At 73.8% G+C, this 21784-nt stretch carries 16 protein-coding genes; 14 read left to right on the top strand and 2 right to left on the bottom strand.

From position 1 onward, the window contains the following. Positions 1-142 precede the first annotated feature (142 nt). Positions 143-424: an HU family DNA-binding protein gene (locus B8281_RS02490; protein WP_021482680.1), complete on the top strand. Its 282-nt coding sequence runs from the start codon at positions 143-145 to the stop codon at positions 422-424. 188 nt (positions 425-612) lie between these two features. On the opposite strand, the gene B8281_RS02485 is transcribed toward B8281_RS02490, so the two are convergent. Continuing rightward, positions 613-984, bottom strand: a complete 372-nt coding sequence (locus B8281_RS02485) for a hypothetical protein (protein ID WP_021482679.1) — start codon at positions 982-984, stop codon at positions 613-615. Positions 985-1152: 168 nt separating this feature from the next. Here B8281_RS02485 and rpmF point away from each other — a divergent pair, with 168 nt between their 5' ends. The 5 genes from rpmF (at position 1153) to B8281_RS02455 (ending at position 5448) form a co-directional block, all read left to right on the top strand. After that, complete coding sequence (rpmF, locus tag B8281_RS02480; protein ID WP_009864893.1) at positions 1153-1323, top strand: 50S ribosomal protein L32; 171 nt, start codon at positions 1153-1155, stop codon at positions 1321-1323. 94 nt (positions 1324-1417) lie between these two features. Then, the gene (locus tag B8281_RS02475; RefSeq protein ID WP_232322646.1) at positions 1418-2728 is read left to right on the top strand and encodes a YibE/F family protein; all 1311 of its coding nucleotides are present in this window, start codon (positions 1418-1420) and stop codon (positions 2726-2728) included. A gap of 68 nt (positions 2729-2796) precedes the next feature. Then, on the top strand, positions 2797-3714 hold the full coding sequence (locus B8281_RS02470; RefSeq protein WP_198163124.1) for a ketopantoate reductase family protein: 918 nt from the start codon (positions 2797-2799) through the stop codon (positions 3712-3714). Positions 3715-4430: 716 nt separating this feature from the next. Then, positions 4431-5066 carry a hypothetical protein gene (locus tag B8281_RS02460; RefSeq protein WP_157446525.1) on the top strand — a complete coding sequence of 212 codons (636 nt, stop codon included), beginning with the start codon at positions 4431-4433 and terminating at the stop codon, positions 5064-5066. Positions 5067-5160: 94 nt separating this feature from the next. Then, on the top strand, positions 5161-5448 hold the full coding sequence (locus B8281_RS02455) for a hypothetical protein (RefSeq protein ID WP_043659635.1): 288 nt from the start codon (positions 5161-5163) through the stop codon (positions 5446-5448). A gap of 197 nt (positions 5449-5645) precedes the next feature. On the opposite strand, the gene B8281_RS20065 is transcribed toward B8281_RS02455, so the two are convergent. Then, positions 5646-5918 (bottom strand): hypothetical protein, encoded by a 273-nt coding sequence (locus B8281_RS20065; RefSeq protein WP_369824962.1) that lies wholly within the window; start codon positions 5916-5918, stop codon positions 5646-5648. A gap of 133 nt (positions 5919-6051) precedes the next feature. On the opposite strand from B8281_RS20065, the gene B8281_RS02445 reads away from it, so the two are divergent. The 8 genes from B8281_RS02445 (at position 6052) to B8281_RS02415 (ending at position 21764) form a co-directional block, all read left to right on the top strand. After that, positions 6052-9534, top strand: coding sequence for a hypothetical protein (locus B8281_RS02445; RefSeq protein ID WP_157446524.1), 3483 nt, complete (start codon positions 6052-6054; stop codon positions 9532-9534). Next, positions 9432-10283, top strand: a complete 852-nt coding sequence (locus B8281_RS19400; protein ID WP_198163123.1) for an SCO7613 C-terminal domain-containing membrane protein — start codon at positions 9432-9434, stop codon at positions 10281-10283. Before B8281_RS02445 ends, B8281_RS19400 begins: the two co-directional genes overlap by 103 nt. 174 nt (positions 10284-10457) lie before the next feature. Beyond that, positions 10458-11171 (top strand): LytTR family DNA-binding domain-containing protein, encoded by a 714-nt coding sequence (locus B8281_RS02440; protein WP_031317155.1) that lies wholly within the window; start codon positions 10458-10460, stop codon positions 11169-11171. Beyond that, entirely contained in the window at positions 11168-12550 is a 1383-nt protein-coding gene (locus B8281_RS02435) for an ATP-binding protein (protein ID WP_085386800.1), read from the top strand. Before B8281_RS02440 ends, B8281_RS02435 begins: the two co-directional genes overlap by 4 nt. Positions 12551-12892: 342 nt before the next feature. Then, a complete protein-coding gene (locus tag B8281_RS02430) occupies positions 12893-15292 on the top strand; it encodes a glycoside hydrolase family 3 N-terminal domain-containing protein (protein WP_085386799.1) in 2400 nt (799 codons plus the stop codon). Between the two features lie 128 nt (positions 15293-15420). Beyond that, positions 15421-15837, top strand: a complete 417-nt coding sequence (locus B8281_RS02425) for a hypothetical protein (protein ID WP_021482261.1) — start codon at positions 15421-15423, stop codon at positions 15835-15837. Between the two features lie 198 nt (positions 15838-16035). Then, entirely contained in the window at positions 16036-19029 is a 2994-nt protein-coding gene (locus B8281_RS02420) for a glycoside hydrolase family 3 C-terminal domain-containing protein (protein ID WP_232322645.1), read from the top strand. Positions 19030-19274: 245 nt separating this feature from the next. Next, positions 19275-21764: a glycoside hydrolase family 3 C-terminal domain-containing protein gene (locus tag B8281_RS02415; RefSeq protein ID WP_085386797.1), complete on the top strand. Its 2490-nt coding sequence runs from the start codon at positions 19275-19277 to the stop codon at positions 21762-21764. Positions 21765-21784: the final 20 nt, after the last annotated feature.

Raw genomic sequence — 21784 nt, 5'->3', positions numbered from 1 at the left:
GACGACGAGAGCCGCGAGAAGTCGCGCGAAACTCCGCGTGTTCCCTAGTGTTGTCCCCGGTGCACGGCCCCGCGGCTGGCACACTGAGACCGTGACGACGGGTGGTGACCACCGCGCGTCGTGAACCGAAGAAGGGATTCGCATGTCGCTCAACAAGTCCGAGCTCGTCTCGGCCATCGCCAGCAAGGCCGACCTGTCGAAGGCGGACGCCGAGAAGGCTCTCAACGCCTTCCAGGAGGTGCTCATCGAGTCGCTGGGCAAGGGCGAGGCCGTCAAGGTCACGGGCCTCCTGTCCGTCGAGCGCGTCGAGCGTGCCGCCCGCACGGGCCGCAACCCCCGTACGGGCGAGGAGATCTCGATCCCGGCCGGTTACGGCGTGAAGATCAGCGCCGGCAGCCTGCTCAAGAAGGCCGTCGCCAAGTGACGTCCCGCTGACCGGCCGTCGCCGGCCCGGTCAGCAGCACGAAGGCCCGGACCCCCGTGAGGGGATCCGGGCCTTCGTGCGTCGCACCCCCGGCGCCGAGCACGGGGTTGACGTCGTCATCGGCGTGATGGCGCCACCAACGACGTGCTCGACCGCGAGGAGGCTCGTGATCGGCGACCTGCGCGTTCTCAGGCGTGCACGACGTTCGCGAGGATGCCGTGCTGCGTGAGGCGCGTGCCGATCGCCTGGTCGACCTCGCCGAACGCCTTGTTCGAGCGCGCGACGCCGACGGCGCCGGCCATCGCGCCGTGCCCGGTCGGGCGGTCGATGCGCGCGACGAGCTGGTCGCCGTGGACCATGAAGTCGACCGTGAAGACGAGGTGCTGGGCCTTGCCGGCGAACGCGCCGAGCCAGAACGTCTTCTGCTTGCTGCCGCGCTCGGCGGCCCACTGGCCCGTGGGGCGCGTGGTCACCGTGAAGCCCTGCTCCTGGAGCGCGGCGTGCAGGTGCTGCTTGGCGACCTCCGGGTCACCGGAGAGGAAGTAGTCGACCGTGGCCATGAGGGCTCCTCGTGCGTCGTGGTGGTGGGTGCGGCGGTCGCGCCGGGTCGTGGCAGGGCGCGCGGCCCCGGGGATGCTACCGCCGGGCCGGACCGACGGCCCGACCTGTCTTGAGAATCGTTCTCACGAACCGGTAGGCTGGGCGCTCGCCCACCGGAAGGACCCCTCATGGCCGTGCCCAAGCGCAAGCTCTCCCGCTCGAACACCCGCGCCCGTCGCTCGCAGTGGAAGGCGCAGGTGCCCGAGCTCGTGACCGTCGTCGTCGATGGCCGCGAGGTCACCCTCCCGCGCCGCCTCGTCGCGGGCGTGCGCCGCGGCCACGTGACGCTCCCCGAGTGAGCCGGCGGGGGCCCCGGACGGCCCGGCCCGCGCGATCGGTGCCCGACGGCGCGTGCCGCCGGGCGTCGTCGGGCCGCCGTGGCAGCATCCTCGCGTGAGCGCACCGACCCCTCCCGAGACGCCCGGGCGCGGCGAGCGCCGCACGCGGTCCCGGCGAGTGCCCGACGTCCTGGCGCGCGGCACCGCACGCACCCCGGCGCACGCGCACGCCCACGCGCACGGCCCAGCCGCGCCCGCGACCCGGCGCGTGCGGGTCACGCTCGCCGCGCTCCTGGTGCCCGCGCTGCTCGTCACGCTCGCCGGGCTCGTCGCGCTGTGGCCCGCCGCGGCGGACGTGCCCGCACGCATCCCCGTCGCCGCGGAGGGCAGCACCGTCCTGCGCGCGACCGTCACCGGGCCGGTCGACGAGGCGACGAGCGAGGTGCCCGCCCGGCTCGACGCGGGCTCCCGCGCGGGCGGCGAGGACGTGGGCGGCGACGCGATCACCGTCAACGCGCCGCCCGAGTACGTCGCCTACGGGTTCGACGAGGGCGACCGCCTGCGCGTCCTGTACATCGCCGAGGCCGCGGGCGCGGGCGGCACGCCCTACGTCTTCATGGACTTCGAGCGCGGGCTGCCCATCGGCGTCCTCGCGGTCGCGTACGCCGTCGTGGTGCTCGCCGTCGCGCGGTGGCGGGGCCTCGCGGCGCTCGCGGGGCTCGCGGGCGCGTTCGTCGTCATCACGTCGTTCACGCTGCCCGCGCTCCTCACCGGGCAGAACGCGCTGGGCGTCGCGCTCGTGACGTCGTCGCTCGTCATGTTCGTCGTGCTGTACGTCGCGCACGGGTTCACCGCGCGGACGTCGACGGCGCTGCTCGGCACCCTCGTGGGCCTGGTGCTCACGGCCGTGCTGGGCTGGTGGGGATCCGGGGCGGCCAACATCACGGGCCTCACGTCGGAGGAGTCCCTGTGGATCCCGCAGTACGCGCCCGAGCTCTCGATCCGCGGGGTCGTGCTGTGCGGGATCGTGCTCGCCGGCATGGGCGTGCTCAACGACGTGACGATCACGCAGGCGTCCGCGGTGTGGGAGCTGCGCGCCGTCGCGCCGCTCGCGACGCGGCGCGAGCTGTACGCGCGCGCGATGCGGATCGGGCGCGACCACATCGCCTCGACCGTCTACACGATCGCGTTCGCGTACGTCGGCGCCGCGCTGCCGCTCCTCATGGCGGTCTACCTCTCCGACCAGAACCTCGCGACCAGCCTCACGTCGGGCGAGATCGCGGAAGAGGTCGTGCGCACGCTCGTCGGCTCGATCGGGCTCGTCCTCGCGATTCCGATCACCACGGGCATCGCGGCGCTCACCGTGCCCGGCACCGGCTCGGCGCGGTCGGTCCCCGTGGGTAGGGTCGAGGTCCCCGCGACCTGACGGCGGGCGCGCCCGCTCGCGCGGGCACGACGACCGGGGCGACCCGGCGGCACGACGAGAGGACGACGGTGACGGAGACGACGGACGGCCTGAGCGGCCGGGACGGCCGGGACGTGGCGGTGCTCGGGCCGGGCGGGGTCGGCGGGCTGGTCGGCGCGCTGCTCGTCCGGTCGGGCGCCCGGGTGACGTTCCTCGCGGGCGAGGCCACGGCGGCCACCCTCACGGAGCGCGGCCTCCACGTGCGCAGCCGCCAGGTGGGCGACCTCCACGTGCCGGCGCGCGCGGCCACGCGCCTCGACGCCCCGGTCGACGTCGTCGTGGTGGCGGTCAAGCAGACCGCGCTCGACGACGCGCTCGACCGCGTGCCGCCGGAGGTGCTCGGTGACGGCGTGGTCGTCCCGATGCTCAACGGCCTCGACCACCTCGACGCGCTGCGCGCGCGGTACGGCACCGCGCGCGTGCTCCCCGCGACGGTCCGCGTCGAGTCCACGCGCGTCGCGCCGGGCGAGATCGAGCACACGAGCGCGTTCGTCGAGGTCGACGTCGCGCCGGGTGGGGTGGCCCCGGAGCGGGTCGAGGCAGTCCGCGCGCTCCTCGACGGGGCGGGCATCCCCACCACCGTGCACGACGACGAGACGGCGCTGATGTGGGCGAAGCTCGGCTTCCTCGCGCCGTTCGCGCTACTCACGACGGCGCACCGCGCCCCGATCGGCGAGGTGCGGACCACGCACCGGGCCGAGCTCGAGGCGCTCGTCCGCGAGGTCGCCGCCGTCGCGGCGGCGAGCGGCGCGCCGTCGGACCCGGACCGCACCCTGACGTTCTACGACCGCTTCGGGCCCGACGCGAAGTCCTCGATGCTGCGCGACGCCGAGGCGGGCCGGCCTCTCGAGACCGACGCGATCGGCGGCGCGATCGTGCGCGCCGCCGACCGCGCGGGGGTCGACGCGCCTCTGACGCGCGCGCTCGTCGAGCGACTCGGGGGCTGAGCGCGGCCGTCGTGAGGTCTCCCGGCGCGCGGGCTCATCCCGCGGCCGGGCCGGGCGCCGCGACGGCTGCTCGGCGGCGCGGCTCGCGTGCTTCCCCGCCGCCACGTGTCCTGACGCTGTCGCGAGATCCCACAGGTCCGTTCCAGTACCCGCCCGGCTGCACGACGGTGACCGAGACCCCGAATTGCCCGCCTCCATCGCGAGCGCCTCCCCCATCCTTTCGAGCGCGAACTTGCTCGCGCTGTACAGACCCGTGCTCGGGAAGCCGGCTAGCTGTACCCGGCGAGGACATTGGTTACCGCCGGCTGGTCGGGTACAGCTAGCGCGGCGATGCTCGACATCTGGAGCACGTGGCCCGAGCCCTGGCGCCGCAGGTGCGGCAGCACCGCCCGGCTACCCCACTGTCGTCCGGGGCATCTACCGCGCCGAGCTGCTGACGAAGGTCGATATCGCCGCCCGTGCAGGCAGCACCCGCCGCTCGCTCGACGCTTTAATCAACTCACGAGTGGTGCCCGCGTAAGGGAGTTCCCGGATCTATATCCCCGGATGAACCGCTGCGCTGCGTGAGCGTCTGACGAAAGCCCCAATCACGCGCGCGCGGATTGCGCGAAGTGCTGGGGGCGGGGGCCGAGTTGGAGACCACAGTATCTACGGCAGGATGCCAGGCGCGGAGGGGGGCGCAGGGGTTCTCCTCTTTCAAGCAGGAGGCAACTGTTATGAAGCGAAGCGCCCGCGCGGCGAGCGCCGTTGTGATCGCGGCGATACTGACGGCGCTCGGCGTGGTTCCCGCGGTCGGAGTACCGGGTGGGACCCACGTTGGCGGCGAGTTCGTCGAAGCCCCTCTCCTGGCTCAGAACGGGGACGAATCGTGGGATGTCGACTGGGATCGCCTGTCGACCGAACCTGTCCCCTATGTCGAGGCCGACTCTCCCCAGGAGGCGATCGAGATCTTCGACAGCCTCGAGTCGAACGAGGGTCTCGCGAGGACGTCCGCCGCGTCGGTCAACTATGGGCCGTGCAAGTTGCACCCGTCTGTCGTCTACTTCCGCACCTCGTCGAACAAGGGCGCAGTCGGGTTCAAGCCGTACACGAAGTGCAGCAACAACGTGACCTCCATCCACCACGAGAGCACGCTTCGGTACGAGTACTTTGGGCTCTGGCTTGTCGCGCTCAACAAGACTGGCGGCAACCGCGGCGTCATGAACTACACCCAGAAGAACATCGAGTACTACTGCCTCGGCAACATCGACACCGACTTCGGCGGCACGACTCTCGGCACGATCGTCTACCTTGGTAGGACGTACTACGCGCGTGTGTATACCCCCCGCGTCGAGCTGGGCTGCACCGTTTAGCGAGGACGTGTCGACCATGGGAACCGAATCAACGCACCTGCTGCTTGTCTATGCACGAAGTGGCTCTGGGGAAGACGAGCCACGAGTCTCGTGCGTGTCCGACCTGGCCGAGATCACACACGTCGAATCAGAGCTCGCCCGCATCAACCCAGAGCTCGAAGTGCGCTGGGAATCGGTCCCGTGGCAGCACACCGAACCAGGAGTTGGCCGTGTTGGATCCGACGTGGTGCACGTCGTGAGCGTAGGAAGCCCCCGAAACTTGATCGGTCTACGGGCCTTTGACAGCAGGCACGATGCCGAGTCGTTCGCCGTCGACTATGCCGAGGAGACAGTTGTCGAGACCTGTCGACTGAACGACATCGACCGGCAAGCGCTGGAATGAGCTGAAGGCGCCCCAGATGCTCCGGGGCGGGGTAGGGCCCGGTCGTCGCGCAGCGACCGGCCCCTGCTCGACGTCGGAAGTCATGCCCCGTGCTCCACACGGAGCGGTCTCGCGGTGTCAGCCACCCATCCGATAGAAGATTGCCCCTTCCCAACCCGCCGCTGTTCGCCTCGATGTCGCGAACCGCGCCCAGCTTTCTAGCGCAGCGAGGTACGTGGCGTAGTCGTCGGTGTGCCAGTGGCGAGCCGCATGTCTGTCTTCTCGTTGATCCACGTGAGCACACGGTTGTCCAGCACGGGCGCAGCGATCTCATGGTCGTGGACGCCACGCGCGGTTGCGGTGTACAGCCACTTCGTGAAGAACGCGGGGCCGCGTTGCTTGACGCGTCCGAGCAGAGAGTTGTTCAGGCACCGGTAGCCCACGATGGCTCCGACTCGGCGGGCGACGTATGTCGACCGCGTCCTCGACACGGCGCTGGGCGGGCTGCGCCCGCGCTGACGCGCGCGGTTCCTCACGACCGCGGCCGAGCTCTTCACCGGACCGCCACGCGACCCCCTGTGGACGTGTCCCCAGGCGCCTCACAGGTTCGCCAGGATGTCCGTCATGAGAGAGCCGTGGGTCGACGTCGCGTTGGCGCGACTCCCCGAGACGCGTTCCTGCCCCGCGTGCGCCGCGCCGTTGCGGTCGTCGCGGTGCGACCGGTGCCTGCTCGACCTCGTCGGGCCGCTCGCGTTCGAGGTGGCGGCGGCGTCGACCGACGCGGCCGACGCGCTCCGGCGGCGCCAGACCGCCCTCGACACGCTCCGGGCCGCCCAGCCCGAGGCGGCCGCGTGGGCCGCCCGTGCCGCCGTCGCGCCCCCGCCCGGCATGCTCCCCGGCATCCGGCCCGGTGGTCGGCCCGGCGCAGCAGCGGGCGGCGGCTGGGGGACTCCGGCGGGCCCGCCGCCGATGCGCCCGCTCGACACGGCCGGGCGCGGCGCGGCGGGGCCTCGCCCGCCGGCCCTCTCGCCCGCGCCCGGACCGGGTGCCCCGGTGCGTCCCGGAGCGGCCGGCCCGGTCGCGCCTGTGCCTGTGCCTGTGCCGGGGCCCGCGGGCCCGCGCGCCGGTGGCGTCGGTCCGGGTGCGGCCCCCGCGCGGTCCGTCGGCCTCCAGCCCGTGCTCGCCGGGGCGGGGGCCGGGCTGCTCGCCGTGGCCGCCGTCGTCTTCGTGTTCTTCACGTTCGCCGACGACCTCGCTCTGCGCGCCCTCGTCACCGGGGTCGTCACCGCGCTCACGGTCGGCGCCGCGGTGCTCCTGCGGTCGCGCGGACTGCGGTCGTCCGCGGAGGCCGTCGCGGCGCTGGCCGTCGTGCTCGCCCTGGTCGACGTCGAGCTCGCGCTCAGCGCGTGGGCGCTCGACCCGGTGGGTGCCGCCGCGGCGCGCGCGACGCTGCTCGCCGTCGTGCTCGTCGGCCTCGGCGTCGTGGGCGAGCGGGCGCGCGTCCGGGCCTGGGTGACGGGCGCCGTCGTGCTCGGTCCTCTCGTGCCGCTGGTCGCGGCGCCCGCGGCGCAGGCGTCGTGGGGCTGGGCCGTCGCGCTCCTCGTGACGGCGTGCCTGACGGCGGTCGCCGGCCCCGTCGCTGCAGCGGCGGGCGTGCGCGTGGGCGGCACCCTCGGCGCGGAGCGCGGGTTCCTGGGCGTCGTGCGCACGGTCGCCGTGCTCCTCGCGGTCCTCGTCGGGTTCACCGTCGCCGCGCCGCCGGGGCTGCCCGGGGGAGCGGGTGCGGCGCTCGTCGCGCTCGGGGCGGCGCTCGTCGCGACGCTGCTCCGGGTCACGACGGGCGAGCGGCGCTGGTACGCGGTCGGCGGCGCCGCGGCGGTACTCGCCGGCGCGCTGCTCGGCACGGGCGACGGCGTCGGCTTCGTAGGTCTCGCGCCCGCGCTCGGCGCGCTCGCGTGGGTCGTCGTGCTCGTGCTCACCGGCCGCCGCGTGTCGGCGGGGGTGCTCCGGGTGCCCGTCCCCGCGGTCGGCCGCTCCGACGCGCTGCTCGGGGGCGCCGTCGTCGTGCTCGTCATGGCGGGCCCCGCCCTCGCGCTCGCGGGCCTGCGGGCCGCCGAGGTGCTCGTGACCCCGACCGCGGGGACGAGCGCCGTGCTCGACGACGCGCCGCTGGGCGTGGGCGTCCTGTCCGCCGGGCTGGCGGGCGAGGGCACGGCGCCCGGGACCGTCGGCGCGACGCTGCTCGACGGCACGCTCGTCGGTCTCCTCTCCGTGCTCGTCGTCCTGCTCGTCGCGGCCCGGCTCCCGCTGCGCACGCCGCGGACCGCGCCCCTCCTCGGTGGGGCGCCGCGGCTCGGGACGGCGCCGCTCGTCGTGACCGGGCGCGCGCTCGCGCCCTGGGCGGCGCTCGTGCTCGTCCTCACCCTCGTGCTCGACCCGCGGCTCGCGGGCGTCACGTCGCTCGTCCTGCTCGCGCTGCTCGTCGCGGTGCTGCTCGTCGCGACGGCGCGGCCGGCCCCGGCCGCCGCGCCCGCGGGGACCGACCGCTCGGCGGCGGCCGCCGCGGGCGCCCCGTCGCCCGGGGCCGTCGTGCGCGCCGTCCGGCGCGGGCTGGGACGCGCCCTGCGCCCCGTCGCGCGCCTCGTGCCCGGGCCGCGCACCGCCGTCCGCCACGGTCTGCTGCCCGTCGGCCGGTCCGAGCGGCGGGCCGTGCACGCCGCCGCCGTCGTGGGTGCCGTCCTCGCGCTCGTCTTCCTCGTCGCCGGTTCTTGGGTCGCGCGCCCGACGGCGACCGTCGGGGCCGTCGTCGTCGGTCTGCTCCTGCTCGCAGCGCGCGCCGCCGCGCCGCGGTCCCTGCACGCGCCCCTCGTCGGGGTCGCGTACGGGTACGCGCTGCTCGTGCTCGGGGTGACGCTCGCGTGGAGCGGCGCCGGGACGGTCGTCGTGCTGTGCGGGGTGTCCGGCGTCGCCTCGCTCGCGGCGCTCGCGGTGACGCTCGCCCCGCGCGTCGACCGGGACTCGTGGTGGGCGGTCCTCGGCGTGACGGCCGTGCCGTTCGGGCTCGGCGTGCTCACCGTCGTCGACGAGCGCAGCACCTGGTCCGTCGCGGCGTGCCTCGCGATGCTCGCGCTCGAGGTCGTCCTGGTCGGCTCCCGGCGCCCCGGCTCGGTGACGGCGCTGCGCGTCCTCGCCGCGGCCCTCGTGCTCCCGACGGCGGCCGTCGCCGTGGTGAGCGCGGGCGCGCTCGTGCTCCCGGGCAGCGGCTCGCCCGTCGTCCTGCCCGTCGTCGCCGTCCTCGTCGCGGCGGCCCTCGCGGGGGCCCGGCCGCTCGCGGCACGGCTCGACCTCGGGGCGGGCCGCGTCGCCGTCGAGGCGAGCGCGGCCGTGACGGGGGCCATCGCGGTCGGGCTCGCGTACGGGCGCCCCGCCGCGGGCCCGACGATCGCCGTCGCCGTGCTGCTCCTGCTCGCCGTCGGCGCAGGGCTCGCCGCGCGCGACCGCGACCGGCGGGGGAGTGGTGGCTCGCCGCCGTCCTCGGCACCGCGGCGCTGTGGACGGCGCTCGCGGCCGCCGAGGTCGGGCTTGTCGAGGCGTACACCGCGACGCCCGCGGTCGCCGCCGTCGTCGTCGGCGCGCTCCTCGCCCGTCGTGCGCGGCGCTGGTGGGATCTCGCGGGCGCGGGTCTCGTGCTGCTCGTCGTGCCGTCGGTGCTCGTCCTGGGCGCGGCCCCGGGCGCGGGCGACGTCCGCGCGTCGCTGCTCGTCGTCGCCGGTGCGGTGGCGGTGGCCGGTGCGGTGCTGCTCCGGCAGGGCACCACGACGGGAGGTGTCGCCCCGGCCGCGACGACCCGCAGCGCGTGGCGGCGTGCCGGTGCGCTCCGGCTCGCCGGTGCCGCGGTGCTCGCGGCGGTCGCCGGGACGGTGGAGTCGCTGCACGTCGCGCACGTGCCCGGCGGTGGCGCGCTGTCCGTCCTCGGGTTCGCGTGGGCGGTCGCGGCGGGCGGCGTGGCGCTCGGCGCGGGGCTCGTCGCGGCGCGCTCGGCCTCGGGGCGGGGTGCCGCGGCGGCGCGGCGCTGGGCCGTCGCGCCCGCCTTCGGGCTCGTGGTGATCGGCGCCGTCGCGAACGTGCGGCCCGTGTGGGGCGTCATCGCGGCGGTCTGGCTCGTCGAGGTCGCGCTGCTCGTGGTGCTCGTGGTGGGGGTGCGCCGCGCCGTGCGCGGGCGGCTCGACCTCCCGCCCGCGTGGTTCCTGTGGCTGCTCGCCCTCGTCGCCGCGATCGGTGCGTGGTCGCCGCGCGAGCTGCGCGTCGAGGTCTTCTCCCTCCCGCTCGGCGCCGGGCTCCTCGTCGCGGGCTACCTCGCGCTCGCGGCGGGCACCGCGGGCACCGCGGCCACGACGAGCACGGCGGGAACCGCGGGCACGGCCCCGGGTGGACCGGGCGGTCTCCCGGCCGTGACCCCGCGCACGGCCCGGCCCCTCGGCGGCTGGCCCGTCGGCGTCGTCGGGTCGTGGCGCACCCTCGCGCCCGGGCTCCTCGCGCTCGTCGGGCCGTCGGTGCTCGCGACGTACACCGACGCGCGCACGTGGCGCGCGATGCTCGTCGTCGTGCTCGCGCTCGCGGCGGTCCTCGTCGGGACGCGCAAGCACCTCGCGGCACCGTTCCTGCTGGGCGTCGCCGTGCTGCCCGTCGAGATCCTCGTCGTGTTCGTCTCGCAGCTCGGCACGCGCATCTCCGCCGGGCCGTGGATGCTCACGCTCGCCGCGGCGGGCGGCCTGCTGCTCATCATCGCGACGTACTACGAGCGGCGGATCGCCGCGTACGACGGCGCCGCCGCGTACGTCCGGGACCTGCGCTGACCGAAATCCCTACCGGGTGGCCTGTTTCTCCGCCGGGTGGCCCATAATGTTCGGGATCCGCCGCACGACGGCGGGCTCATCGGCAACGTAGGCGGGGGCGAGGCCGCGACGGCGCACGGAGGTGTCCGGTCGTCGGGCCGCGCCCCGGGGGCACAGTCCCTGGAGAACGGCATCGTGATCAGGATCGGCATCGTGGAGGACGACCCCGCGAGCAGCGCGCTGCTCGTGGAGTACCTGCGACGCTACGAGCAGGAGCACGGCGAGCAGTTCGCCGTCGCGCTCTTCGCCGACGGCGAGCAGGTGGTCACCGGGTACCGGCCGGACTTCGACATCCTGCTGCTCGACGTCGAGATGCCGAACCTCGACGGCTTCAGCGCCGCCCGGCGCATCCGCCAGGTCGACGCGGACGTCGTCCTGATCTTCATCACCAACATGACCCAGCACGCGATCAAGGGGTACGAGGTCGACGCGCTGAGCTACATGCTCAAGCCGCTGCGGTACTTCGCGTTCTCCCAGGAGCTCAAGCGGTCCGTGGCCCGGCTCCGACGGCGGTCGGCCGACTACCTCCTGCTCGCGGTCGACGGCGGCCTGGCCCGCGTCGCGACCGACGACATCGTGTTCCTCGAGAGCGCGAAGCACCGCACCACCGTGCACACGGTGGACGGGAGGCACTCCGTCGTCGGGCCGCTCAAGGCGCTCGAGGCCCAGCTGGAGGGCCGGGACTTCTTCCGGAGCAACAGCGGCTACCTCGTGAACCTGCGGCACGTGCTCGCGGTCCAGGGCAGCAGCGTGCTCCTGGTCGGCGGGCACGACCTGCTCATCAGCCGGGCGCGGAAGAAGGCGTTCCTCGCGGCCCTCACCGACTACCTCGGGGCACGACGGGCATGAGCGCCGCGACCGACCTCATGGCGACCCTGCCCGACATCCCGCGCGCGCTGACCGGCCTCGCGGAGTGGCTCGCGTGCCTGGTCTACGTGCTCCTGCGCCGACCGCGCCTGCCGCGGGCCCGGCTCGTGGCGCTCGCCGTCGTCGCCCTCGCCGCGCAGGTCGGGGTGCAGGCGCTCGCCGACCTGCTGCCGCGCCAGCTGTGGACCGTCGGGATGGCCGCCGCGGTCGCGTGCATGTACGGGTTCATCGTCGCGGCGGCGCGCGTCTCGGCGCGCGACGCGGGGTACTTCGCGGCGCGCGCGCTCGTGCTCGCCGAGCTCGTGGCGGCGCTGCACTGGCAGGTCCACTGCTTCTTCTTCCTGCCCGACGGCCGACCCGGCACGGCCTGGCAGGTCGCGTTCTTCGTCCTCGTGTACGCGGTGGGGTACGGGGTCGCGTACGTCGTCGAGTCCCGCCACTTCCGCCCCGGCCAGGAGCTCGACGTCACGGTCGGCGAGCTCGCGTCGGCGGTCGCGATCGCGCTCGTCACGTTCTTCATGAGCAACATCAGCTTCCTCAACGCGAACACGCCGTTCAGCGGACGCCTCGGGCTCGAGATCTTCTACATCCGCACGCTCGTCGACCTGTGCGGCTTCGTGGCCCTCTACGCCCAGCAGGGCCAACGTCTCCAGCACCAGGCGCGGTCCGAGGTGCGCGCCATCGACGAGATGCTGCGCCGGCAGCACGAGCAGTACCTGCAGTCGAAGCGGAACATGCAGATCGTCCACCGCAAGTACCACGACCTCAAGCACCAGATCGGGGTGATCCGCGCCGAGGCGGACCCGGGCCGGCGCGCGTCCTACCTCGACCACCTGGAGGCCAGCATCTCCGGCCACGCCCGGCAGGCCGACACCGGCAACGGCGTGCTCGACGTGATCCTCACGACCAAGAGCCAGGAGTGCGCGGAGCGGGACATCGACCTCACGTGCGTGGTCGACGGCGCCCTGCTCGACTTCATGTCCGCGATGGACGTCGCCGCGGTGTTCGGCAACGCCCTGGACAACGCGATCGACGGCGTCATGGCCGTCCCCGACCCGGAGCGGCGGATCATCAAGGTCGCGGTCTACGCGCGCGACCGCTTCGTGCTGCTCACGGTCGAGAACTACTTCTCCGGCGAGCTCCGCACCGAGGGCGGAGACATCGTCACCCGGCGCGCCGACCGCACCCGGCACGGGTACGGGCTCAAGTCCATCCGGTACACCGCGGAGAAGTACGGCGGGTCGATGACCGTGAACACCGAGGACCGCTGGTTCCTCCTGCGCGTCCTGCTGCCCATGCCGGAGGACCGTCCGCCCACGGGCTCGCCGCGGCAGGCGGCGTCGGCCACGCAACCGGCGTAGACCCGCGCCCCGCGGCCACGGACCCCGGCCCGGAGTTGCGCGGACCGCCGCACGGACCGCCGCCCCGGAGGCCGCCGGACGACCCGTCCGGGCGGGACCTGGGACCCGCTCACCGTGACCCCGCCGTGACCTCGACGACCGTTCGTGGACGCAAAGCGACGGTTCGTGCACCCGGCCGCCCCCGCCGTCCGCCGCGTCCATAGCGTGACGGCGCGGCTCAGGGACCACGACGTCCCGGGCCTCGACGGGTTCGCAGAGCTCGCTGCGCCACGCACGCGCCTCCGGGTGGGTCGCCGGGGTCGGTGCGGAGCGGGTGGGCGCGGAGACGACAAGGGAAGGTCGATGAAGACAACGACAACGGCGGGACACCGCGACAACCGGGCGGGCCGCGTCAAGGGAGCGGCGGCGCTCGCGAGCCTCGCGCTCGTGGCCGCGGCGGGATGCACGGCGGGCACCACGGACGACGAGAGCGCGGCCGACGCGTTCACGACCCGGGAGGTCACGGACGGGACCACGTCCTTCGTGGTCGTCGACAACCCGGGCGACGGGCCCACGCTCTCCTACGGCAAGGACAGCGCGGTCGAGCTCCTCACCGAGGAGGTCGACGGCCAGGAGCTCGCGTTCAAGGACATGAACGCGAACGGGACGCTCGACACGTGGGAGGACTGGCGCGAGCCGGCCGAGGAGCGCGCGGCGGCCCTCGCCGAGGAGCTCACGATCGAGCAGATCGCGGGGCTCATGCTCTTCAGCTCGCACGAGCGGTCGCAGGCCGACGGCCTCACGGACGCCCAGAAGGAGTACCTGACGGACTCCCACCTGCGCAACGTCCTGCACGCGGGCCCGAGCGACGTCGAGGCGACCGTCACGTGGGCCAACGAGATGCAGGCCTACGCCGAGTCGCTCGCGACCGCGGACGAGCCCTACGTCCCGGTGAACTTCGCCTCCGACCCGCGCTCGACCGCGGGCTCCGGCGGCTACAACGCCGAGGGCGCCGACATCTCGCGGTGGCCGTCGAACCTCGGCCTCGCCGCGACGTTCGACGTCGAGCACATGGACAACTTCGCCGAGATGTCCTCCGCCGAGTACCGCGCGCTGGGGATCACGACGGCCCTGAGCCCGCAGATCGACCTCGCGACCGAGCCGCGGTGGCTGCGCGTCGGCGGCACGTTCGGCGAGGACGTCGAGCAGAACACGGAGCTGGCCGCCGCCTACGTGGACGGCTACCAGAGCACGACCGGCCAGGACGGCTGGGGCCCCGAGTCCGTCAACGCGATGATCAAGCACTGGGCGGGCGACGGCCCCGGCGAGGGCGGCCGCGAGGCCCACACCGACGCCGGCAAGTACGGCGTCTACCCGGGCGGCAACTTCGACGCGCACACCGAGGCGTTCCTCGGGTCGCTCGACTCCGCGGCCGTCATGTCGGCGTACTCGATCGCGCTCGACGGCGCGGGCGAGCCGCTGTTCGGCGAGCGCGTCGGCACGGCGTACGACGACACGCGCATGAACCTGCTCCGCGAGGAGAACGGCTACCAGGGCGTCGTCGTCACCGACTGGGGCGTCACGACCGGGATGAACGACGAGGGCGCGGTCATCGCGACCGGCTGGGGCGCCGAGGACCTCACCAAGGAGCAGCGCCACTACGAGATCCTCAAGACCGGGCACGACATGTTCGGCGGCAACAACGACGTCGCGCCGGTCCTCGCGGCCCACGAGATGTGGCAGGCCGACTTCGAGGCCGGCACGAACGACGTCGACGCCGACACGCGCTTCCGCGAGTCCGGCGCGCGCATCCTCACGATGTTCTTCAACCCGGGCCTGTACGAGAACGCGTACCTGGACCTCGACGAGTCCACGGCGGTCCTGGCGAGCGACGACAAGGTCGACGCGGGCTACGCGGCGCAGCTCGACTCGGTGGTCCTGCTGAAGAACGACGGCGAGACGGTCACCGCCGCGGACGCCGAGGCGTGGAAGGACAAGACGGTCTACATCCCGCGCAGCTACAACACCGGCTTCGCGAGCTCGTTCGGCCCGGGCGAGTACACCGAGGGCGCCGGGATCGACCTCGAGGTCGCCGAGCAGTACTTCGGCACCGTGCTCACCGACGAGGCCGTCACGGACGCCGACGACAAGGTCACGAGCTACACCGCTCCCGACCTGTCGGACGTCGACCTCGTGCTCGTCGGCATGGACAGCCCGGACAACGGCGGCACGTTCTCGAACATCGGGCACGACCTCGAGAACGACACCTGGTACCCGCTGTCGCTGCAGTACCGCCCGTACACCGCGGACGGCCCGAACGTGCGCCAGACCTCGATCTCCGGCGACCTGCTCCCGGACGGCACGCGCCAGAACCGCTCCTACTTCGGGAGCACGTCGAAGATCGCGAACGAGTCCGACCTCGACGCGTTCGAGCGCGCCGTGGCGGCCGTCGAGGCGACCGGCAAGGACATCCCGGTCGTCACCGTCCTCAAGGCGACCAACCCGGTCGTCCCGGCCGAGTTCGAGGCCGCGTCCGACGCGATCGTCGTCGGCTTCGGCACGAGCGACCAGGCGCTCCTCGAGGTCGTGCTCGGCCTCCACGAGCCCCAGGGCCGCCTGCCCGTCCAGTTCCCGAAGGACATGGACACGGTCGAGGCGCAGCAGGAGGACGTCGCGAAGGACATGACGCCCTACACCGACGCTGCGGGCAACGCCTACGACTACGGCTTCGGGCTGAGCTACGGCGGGCCGATCACGGACTGACGGACCGCACGGGCGGGCGGTCGCACGAGCGGCCGCCCGCCCGGGGCGGACGGCGCCCGTCCGGCGCCGTCCGGCCCCGACCAGGCCGCGGGGTGGGCCCGCGGCACGAACGAACCAAGGAGCAGGAAGTGAAGCGGAACAAGGCGCTGACCACGGGGATCGGGCTGCTCGTCGCCGTCACGGGGGCCTTCGGGCTGACGGCGTGCGGGAGCGGCGACGACTCCGCCGCCGGGCCGTCGTCGTCCGAGAGCCAGGCGACCGACGTCGACGTGGCGACCGACCTCGAGAACGCGCGCACGGCGGTCGCCGACGCGCTCGCGGAGGACGACAGCTGGGCGCAGATCATGCTCGCCAGCGACGTCAAGGAGCCGACGGTCAAGTACGGCCTCCTGGTGGTGCCGTTCGTCCCCTCCGACGCCGCCTCGCGCGTCCAGGGCACGGTCGACATCAAGGACGGGAAGTACACGATCGAGGCCGACTCCGCCGAGACCGGCGAGACGTGGCAGATCGACCAGGACGGCACCATCACCCCGGCCGGGGAGTAGCCGCACCGCTCCCCGCCGTCCGCCTCCCCGCCCGCCTCGCCGGGCGGACGGCGAGGCGGACGGCGGGGGCACCGGACGGCACGGGTCGAGCACGGACGACCGTCCGTGCCGCAGAAACGACCGATCGTGCAGCCGCGGCGGGCGGCGCCGTACCCCGCTCCTAGCCTGAGGAACGGGCCGCACTCGAGGAGGAATGCAGTGAACGCCAGGGCGAAGAACGCCGACGGTGCCAGGACACCGATGTCGAACAAGAAGTTCCTGTGGATCTGGGTCCCCGTGCTCGCGACGGTGACCGTGCTCGTCGTCGTCGCGAACGTCGCGCTCAACGTCGCGGGCGGCTGGGTCGCGTCCCAGCTCGGGTCCGGCACCTACACGTTCACCAACTCCGAGGAGTCCTCGGGCTGGGACACCGCGTACTACACGGCCGAGCACGACAGCCAGGAGTCCGTCGACGAGGCCGCGAAGGCCCTCGTCGAGGAGATCGCGGCCGGCGGCATCGTCCTCGCGAAGAACGAGGCCGGCGCGCTGCCCCTGACGCGCGACGCCCGCGTGACCATGCTGGGCCGCGCGTCCGCGGACCCGGTGTTCGGCGGCTCGGGCTCCGGCTCGGTCGACACGAACTCGGCCGTGACCGTCCGCGGGGGCCTCGAGAACGCGGGCCTCACGGTCAACGACGAGGTCTACGCCACGATCGAGGCGTTCGCGGCGGAGAACCCGCGCGGCCACATCGAGATGGACAACCCCGACGCGTCGAGCTACACCGTCGGCGAGCTGCCCGTCGGCGACTACGAGGCGCGGTCCGGGACGTTCGCCGAGTTCGGCGACGCCGCGATCGTCACGATCGGCCGCCCCGGCGGCGAGGGCGGCGACCTCACGCGTGACATGACCGGCTGGGACGACCACGCCGAGCCCGGTCAGCACCAGCTCGAGCTGAACAAGGACGAGAAGGACCTGATCGCGCTCGCGAAGGCGAGCTTCGAGACGGTCGTCGTGGTCGTCAACGCGTCCACGACCCTGGAGCTCGGCGAGCTGCAGGCCGACCCGGAGGTCGACGCGATCCTCCTCGCGGGCTCGCCCGGCGCCACCGGCTTCAACGCCCTGGGGTCGGTCCTCACGGGCGAGGTCAACCCGTCCGGCCGCACGGTCGACGTGTGGGCCGCCGACTTCACGGCCGACCCGACGTTCGCCAACTTCGGGAGCTTCTTCTACTCGAACGTCGAGGCGTCCTACCCCGTCTCGGCGGTCGAGAAGGCGACGTCCAACGCGACCGTCACGAGCAACGCGCCGTTCGTGAACTACAGCGAGGGCATCTACGTCGGGTACCGCTACTACGAGACCGCGGCGGCCGAGGGCTTCATCGACTACGACGACGCGGTGGTCTACCCGTTCGGCTACGGCCTGAGCTACACCGACTTCACGTGGGCGGTCACGGGCACCGAGGCGGGCGACGTCGACGGGACCGTCGCGGTCACGGTCGAGGTGACGAACACGGGCACGGTCGCCGGCCGCGACGTCGTCGAGCTCTACTACTCGGCGCCGTACACGCCCGGCGGGGTCGAGAAGTCCGAGGTCGTCCTCGGCGACTTCGCCAAGACCGGGACGATCGCGCCGGGCGCGAGCGAGACGGTCACCCTCGAGCTCGCCGTCGAGGACATGGCGTCCTACGACCACCTGGGCGCGAAGGCGTACGTCCTGGAGGCGGGCGACTACACGCTCAGCCTGCGCACCGACTCCCACACCGTCGCGGCGGGCACCGAGCCGATCACCTACCCGGTCGCGTCCGACGTCGTGTACACGGGCGAGGAGCACCGCGCGTCGGACCTCGCCGAGGTGACCAACCGGTTCGACGACGTCTCCGCGCGCTTCAGCGCCGACGGCGCGGACGGCACGGTCGTCCCGATGTCCCGCGCCGACTTCGCGGGCACGTTCCCGCAGGCCCCGACGGCCGAGCAGTCGGTCGCGGACGAGGCCACCCAGGAGGGCTTCGCCGCCTGGGACCACGAGGCCGAGGCCGCCGCGTTCGACGGCGAGATGCCGGCGACGGGCGAGCGCTCCGACCTGACGCTCGTCGACCTGCGCGGCCTGCCGAAGGACGACCCGCGGTGGGAGGAGCTGCTCGACTCGCTGACGGTCGGCGACATGACGGACATGCTCCTCAACGGCGCGTACCAGACGGCCGCGATCGCCTCGATCGCCAAGCCGCAGACGGTCGAGCCGGACGGCCCGGCGGGCTTCTCGTCCTTCATCAACTCGTCGATCAACGGCGTCGCCTACCCGTCCGAGGTGCTCATCGCGCAGACGTGGGACGTCGACCTCGGCACCGCGATGGGCACGATGATCGGCGAGGAGGCCCTGCAGAAGGGGCTCAACGGCTGGTACGCGCCCGCGGTGAACCTGCACCGCTCGCCGTTCGGCGGCCGCAACTTCGAGTACTACTCGGAGGACCCGCTCCTCTCGGGCCGCATGGCCGCCGCCGTGTCGAACGGCGCGGCGAGCAAGGGCGTCTACACGATGCTCAAGCACTTCGCGCTCAACGAGCAGGAGACGAACCGCGTCGACAACGGCCCCGCGACCTGGGCGACCGAGCAGACGATCCGCGAGATCTACCTCAAGCCGTTCGAGCTCGCGATCAAGGACGTCTCCCTGGACGTCCGCTACATCGCGGACGACGAGGGCACGATCGAGGAGACGACGGTCGGGGCGCTCGGCATCATGAGCTCCTTCAACCGCATCGGCGCGACGTGGACGGGCGGCTCGAAGCCGCTCATGACGGACGTGCTGCGCGGGGAGTGGGGCTTCGAGGGCTTCGCGATCACGGACTTCAACCTGTACCCGTACATGAACCCCAACGAGGGTCTCGACGGGGGCACGGACCTGACGCTCACCTTCCAGCCGTCGAAGTCGTTCGGTGACACGACGTCCGCGAAGGCCGTCACGGACATCCGGAACGCGACCCACAACATCCTGTTCACGGTGGCCAACTCGAACGCCATGAACGGGCTCGCCCCCGGCGCGACGGTCACCTACACGCCGCCCACCTGGGTCTACGTCCAGATCGGCGTGTCGGTCCTGCTCGGGCTGCTCGTCCTGGTCGGCGCCTTCCTCGTGGTCCGGCGCGTCCGCCGGCACCGGTCGGCGGCCGAGGAGGTCGCCGCACCCGCCTCCGAGCCGGCGGTCCCCGCCGCCCGGTAGCCGGTGACGACGGGTCTCCCGGGCGGGCGACCGCCCGGGAGACCCGGCACCCGGCGCCGTCGGGCCGGTGGCGCCCACCACCGCCGGCCCGACGCCGGGGCCCGGACGGCCGTCCGGCACCGGGCCCCCGCCCCGCACGTCCGACCAGTCGCCGTCCGCGGCGCACCGCCGACGGCCAGCCCCGGCCTGCCCGGGACCGCCCCGACGCACCCCGCACGACCCCACGACCACGCAAGGAGAGCACCGTGCAGCTCCACGGCGAGACCACCGCCGCGGCCGGCGAGACGGCCGCGGCCCCGGGGCCGACGACCGCCGTCGTCCCGACCGCGAGCCTGACGCTCCTGGAGAAGGCGGCCCTGCTGACGGGGAAGACCGTGTGGGAGACGCACGACCTCCCGCGGCTCGGCGTCCGCTCCCTCTGGCTGGCGGACGGCCCGCACGGCGTCCGCAAGCAGCTCGGGGCGGCCGACCACCTCGGCATCGCGGCCTCGCAGGAGGCCACGTGCTTCCCGACGGCGGCCGCCGTGGCGAACACGTGGGACGTCGAGCTGGCCGAGCGCGTGGGCTCCGCGCTGGGCGCCGAGGCCGCGGCGCTGGACGTCGACGTGCTGCTCGGCCCGGGCCTCAACATCAAGCGGTCGCCGCTCGGCGGGCGCAACTTCGAGTACTTCTCCGAGGACCCGCTGCTCGCGGGCCGGATGGCCGCCGGCTACGTGCGCGGGATCCAGTCCCACGGCGTCGCCGCGTGCCCCAAGCACTTCGCGGTGAACTCCCAGGAGCTGCGCCGCATGGTCTCGGACTCGGTGGTCGACGAGCGCACGCTCCGGGAGGTCTACCTCTCGGCGTTCGGGATCGTCGTCGCGGAGGCCCGGCCCCGGACGGTCATGTCGTCGTACAACCTCGTCAACGGCGTCTACGCCCACGAGGACCCGTTCCTCCTCACCCAGGTCCTGCGCCGCGAGTGGGGGTTCGACGGCACCGTCGTCTCCGACTGGGGCGGCTCGAACGACGTCGTCGCCGCCGCGGCGGCCGGTGGCACCCTCGAGATGCCGGCGGCCGGCCTGGGCTCGGCGCGCCGGCTCGTCGACGCCGTGCGGTCGGGCCGCCTCGATGCGGCCGACCTCGACGCGCGCGCCGAGGAGGTGCTGCGGCTCGTCGCCGCGGCCCGCGAGCCGGGCACCGCCCCGGCCGTCGACGTCGACGCCCACCACGCGCTCGCCCGCGAGGTCGCGGCGCGCTCGGCGGTGCTGCTCAAGAACGAGGACGCGCTCCTGCCGCTGGCGGCGGGGACCCGGGTCGCGGTCGTCGGCGACTTCGCGCGCACCCCGCGCTACCAGGGCTCCGGGTCGTCCGCGGTCAACCCCACCCGCCTCGACAGCGTGCTCGACGTGATCGAGGGCTCGGGGCTCGAGCTGACGACGTTCGCCCCCGGCTTCCGTCGGGACGGCACGCCCGACGCCGGGCTGCGCGAGCAGGCGGTCGCGGCCGCGCAGGGCGCGGACGCGGTGCTGCTGTTCCTCGGCCTCGACGAGATCGCCGAGTCGGAGGGCCTGGACCGCACGACGCTCGCGCTGCACCCGGCGCAGGTCGAGGTGCTTGAGGCCGTGGCCGCGGTCAACCCCGCGACCGTCGTGGTCCTCGCGGGCGGGGGCGCGATCTCCACCCCGTGGCTCGGCGCGGCTCGCGCGCTCGTGCACGGCTACCTCGGGGGGCAGGCCGGGGCCGGGGGCGTCCTCGACGTGCTCACCGGCGCCGTCAACCCGTCGGGGCGGCTCGCCGAGACGCTGCCCGTGCGGCTCGCGGACACCCCGACTGCCGCGTCGTTCCCCGCGACCGGGCGCACCGCCGTCTACCGCGAGGGCCTGTACGTCGGCTACCGGTACTACACGAGCGCCGACGTCCCGGTCGCGTTCCCCTTCGGCTTCGGGCTGACGTACACGACGTTCGCGCACTCCGACCTCGTGGTCGACGCGGACGCGGGAGCCGTCGGCGTGACGGTCACGGTCACCAACACCGGGCCCGTCGCGGGGGCGGACGTCGTGCAGGTCTACGTGCGTCGGGAGACGCCGGGCGTCCACCGCCCGGACCGCACCCTCGCGGGGTTCGCGCGCGTCGAGCTCGACCCGGGCGAGTCGCGCACGGTCACAGTCCCCCTCGGGGACGCGGCGTTCCGGCACTGGGACGTGGCGACCGGGGCGTGGCAGGTCGAGCAGGGTGCCTGGTCGGTGCTCGTCGGCTCCCACGTCGACGACCTCCCGCTGCGCGCGACGGTCGAGCTCGACGGCACGGTGCCTCCGCGCACCGAGGACGACCTGCCCGAGCCGTACCGCACCGGACGCGTCCACGACGTGTCGGACGCGCAGTTCGCGGCGCTCCTCGGCCGACCGGTCCCGACCGCGGCGTGGTCCGGGGTGCTCGGCGTGAACGACCCGCTCTCGCGCCTCGCCGACGCGCGCTCGCCCCTCGCCCGGCTCGCGTTCCGCGTCCTGTCCTGGCGGCGCGACGCGGCGGACCGCAAGGGTGCGCCGGACCTCAACGTCCTCTTCCTGCTCAACATGCCGTTCCGGGCCATCGGGAAGATGACCGGCGGCATGGTCGACGACGCGATGGTCGACGGCATCGTCCGCATCGTCAACGGCCACTTCTTCCGCGGCACCGGCGCCGTCGTGCGCGGGTTCGTCCGCAACCGCCGTGCCGACCGTCGTACCGCCCGCGCGCTGCGCGGCGACGCCTGACCCGCTCGAAAGGGAACACC

Source organism: Cellulosimicrobium sp. TH-20, from assembly GCF_002105775.1.
Lineage (GTDB): Bacteria > Actinomycetota > Actinomycetes > Actinomycetales > Cellulomonadaceae > Cellulosimicrobium > Cellulosimicrobium funkei.
Note: the sequence above shows the minus strand (reverse complement) of the source record. Positions and strands in the feature narration are given on the sequence as shown.

Excerpts from the sequence above, each read along its gene's own strand:
- B8281_RS02430 (WP_085386799.1), top strand. The coding sequence starts at position 12,893 with ATGAAGACAACGACAACGGCGGGACACCGCGACAACCGGGCGGGCCGC.
- rpmF (WP_009864893.1), top strand. The coding sequence starts at position 1,153 with ATGGCCGTGCCCAAGCGCAAGCTCTCCCGCTCGAACACCCGCGCCCGT.
- B8281_RS02435 (WP_085386800.1), top strand. The coding sequence starts at position 11,168 with ATGAGCGCCGCGACCGACCTCATGGCGACCCTGCCCGACATCCCGCGC.
- B8281_RS02460 (WP_157446525.1), top strand. The coding sequence starts at position 4,431 with ATGAAGCGAAGCGCCCGCGCGGCGAGCGCCGTTGTGATCGCGGCGATA.
- B8281_RS02490 (WP_021482680.1), top strand. The coding sequence starts at position 143 with ATGTCGCTCAACAAGTCCGAGCTCGTCTCGGCCATCGCCAGCAAGGCC.
- B8281_RS02445 (WP_157446524.1), top strand. The coding sequence starts at position 6,052 with ATGAGAGAGCCGTGGGTCGACGTCGCGTTGGCGCGACTCCCCGAGACG.
- B8281_RS02485 (WP_021482679.1), bottom strand. The coding sequence starts at position 984 with ATGGCCACGGTCGACTACTTCCTCTCCGGTGACCCGGAGGTCGCCAAG.